Origin of the sequence: Cellulomonas sp., from assembly GCF_017744555.1 — a bacterium.
Taxonomy (GTDB): domain Bacteria; phylum Actinomycetota; class Actinomycetes; order Actinomycetales; family Cellulomonadaceae; genus Cellulomonas.
This window is the reverse complement of sequence record NZ_JAGIBD010000076.1, coordinates 959-3,826: the sequence shown is the minus strand read 5'-3', so window position 1 is coordinate 3,826 and position 2,868 is coordinate 959. Positions and strand designations below refer to the sequence as shown.

At 72.1% G+C, this 2,868-nt stretch carries 1 protein-coding gene; it reads right to left on the bottom strand.

The genetic code is table 11. The features are described 5' to 3' along the window. Nucleotides 1–2,348: 2,348 nt before the first annotated feature. The coding region (locus J7523_RS20050) for a hypothetical protein (RefSeq protein ID WP_291890512.1) at nucleotides 2,349–2,868 on the bottom strand (520 nt) is incomplete at its 5' end.

Sequence of the window (2,868 nt, the reverse complement as noted above, 5' to 3'; positions counted from 1 at the left end):
GACCCGGACACCTCGCGCTGACCCGCCACCTCGGGTGGCGGGTCACGCTGAGGTGCCACGCGAACGTGTCCACCGCTCGACCCCCGCACGAGGCCGATCCCGGCACGGGCGCCGGAGCACGCCGTTTGACGATGCGCCGCGGGACGTCGTCCTGGTTGGACCGCACTGCTCCGCCCCTCGGTGCAGGCGCAAGCGCGCGGCAGCGGCGGGCCCTCCACGGCGGGCGCTCCTCCGACCGCGTCGGTCCCCTCCCATGGAGGCAGGCTCGACCGCCCTCCGCAGAAGCGCTGGCCGACGCCGCGATGATGTCCTCGTGTCGAGCCACTTCGGCAGACGTGCGGCGCTTCCGCCTTTCGGCGGCCGTCCCATCGGCGTTGCGCGGGCGCTCGACCACGCTTCTGACACGCGCGGCCTGCGCGTCCGTGGCAGTCGCACGTGCTGCACCCGGCTGATCGACCGTGTCTGGTGACAGCCCCCGCGACTGCTGCAGTCGGAGTGGTCACGATGAGCAGCTCCCCGCGCTCCGGTTCGACGACGGTCGTTCCGGCGCTACCGCAATCGGTCAGCCGGTGCCGCCGCCCCGACTGCCTTCCAGCGAGCACCTCAAGGTGCGGGCACCCGCCGCGGCGTGCGTGCACCGGTGGGCGACTCGTCGTCCGGCGGAGGGCTGCTGACTCCCCCGTCACCGCACAGCGAAGACGGCGCGACGCTCTGTCGACCCGACCACGATCTGCCGTCCACGCTCACACTCAACCTCACGCCCACGCTCACGACGAGGCCCACCACTGGTCGCCGCGCCGGCGACGGCCTTCCAGCGGACAGGGCGCGTCCGCCGAGCGGCCGTGCCCCTCGTGGGTCAGTCCCCGATCTCGACAGTCCACCGCGGAGGGACTCCCCGCGTGCGCCGCGCACACCACACCACCACACACGGCGGGTGCCACACGGGCTGCGTCCTCCTCATGTGGCGCGCCGTAGCGGGTTTGCTCCCCAGGCGTCGCATCGAGGACTCCCGCGGGCCCGGGGTCGCGGACGTTCGCGCCGGAGCACTGCGCGCCTCACGACCCCGTTGCCGCGCGAGGCCTGCATCACCACTCCCCCTGACCTCCCGCACGCCGTCGAGCGGGCGGCCCTCGTTCCCGCCAGCCGGGTACTCATCGAACGGTCGAACGCACGCAGCGTTGCCCGACATGAAAGAGCGCCCCGGGCCCTCAGGACGTGTCCGCGCCAAGCAGTCCGCCAGTTCCACGTGAAACGCCGCGTGGCACGCGGTGTTGGCGAAGACCCATCGAGCCACCAAGAGGCCTCCCCTCCATGTCGCGGTTGCACGTGAGACCCGCGACGGAGCATCTCTCCATCTGTTCCACGTGAAACCGTGAGCTGGGTCCTCCCGAGCGGGTTGCCACGTGCATACGGAACAAGGTCACTCTGATACGTCTCCGCCCAGAGACGAGCCTCGCCCCGTGCGGCGTGGTCCGACGCGACATGACGTCCGGCAGAAGACGCAGCCGGGCGGCACGTCTCTGCGCGGCCAGCCTTGCGCACGACGGCGCGAGCGCCGCGGCCTCTTCGATGTGGGTGCCTCGCGGTGCTCGTGGCGCAGTCGTCGCGTCAGAGCTCACGCCAGAACACACGCGTCGCAGCACGACGTGAGCGTCGACGCTCGTGACTCGAGGATCCGGCTCGCACGAAGCTCACCGACCGGTCGAGACCTCCCCGCTCGCCACAGCCTCCCTGCTTGCTCGCGCGCTTCACCGCGCGTGAGGATCCCCGTGAGGGCCCGCGATCAAATGTCACCGGCGGGGTCACCCCGACGGACCCCACGAGGAAGCACCCATCTGCGCCTTGGCCGGTAGGTGACGGTCGAGCGGGATACGCCGATGTGGCCGTCCACGTCAGGCAAGAGCTCACCCCTCCCCGTCACGCACCCCGGCCGCGCCGCGCTCCGGGTCACATCAGAAGGAGCCGCGGCGGCGCGTGCGTGCCAGCGCGACGTGCCCGCGCCGCTCATCCTTGGCCACCGACGACCACAGCCAGTCGAGGCCGCCTCGCATCTGACGCTCCTCGCCTGGCGCGGCAGGGTCTCCGGTCACGGCGGAAGATCTCGACATCTCGCCGGACTGCGGGGACCAAAAGGCGTCCGCCGCTGTTCCACGTGAAACCGGCCGGCTGACAGCGCACACGGCACCCCGTCCTTGCGTCCACCTTGCCGGGCTCTCGGCACGCCGCCAACGGCCGCCGACCGCGCATGGCCGATGAGCGCCACCTCCTCACGGCTCACAGCGCCGTCCACGCGCGCGGCGCCGTGGCGCTCGCGTAACGTCGGCCAGCCGGGCGTGTCGTCAGCGAGCTCAGCAGCCCGTCAGTGAGCTCAGCATCTCGTCGGTGAGCTCAGGATCTCGGGACGCATCGTCGACGAGGTACGGGGCGAGCGCCGTCGCCCTGACCCGCGAGCCGCAGCCCGGCCAAGCGCACTGATCCACGGCCCCACGCACAGCGGCGCGAGGAATCAGCGTCCCGACACCCCCGCCGCGTGACGTCGGCGTTCTGAGCAGCACCCCACGCATCAACACTGCGCGGGTGCTGTCGTGCGCCTCACGCCTCAGCTCACCGACCCATGACCGGCGACTGACAGCGCCGCGGCCGACCCCACGGACGACGATGTCTGAGCTCACGACGGTGAGCCCGAGCCGCCGGACCAGCGCGAGCCGCGCGAACTCGCGCGGCAACACCGCACACAGTTCTACCGTCGACCGCCGACCGTCGACCGTCAACCGCCGCCGACCCCGTTCCACGTGAAGCACGCGGGCGCCCCGCGCCGCCGAGGGCGCGCAGCGACCACCGTCCCGCAGCCGACGCAGCCGACGCAGC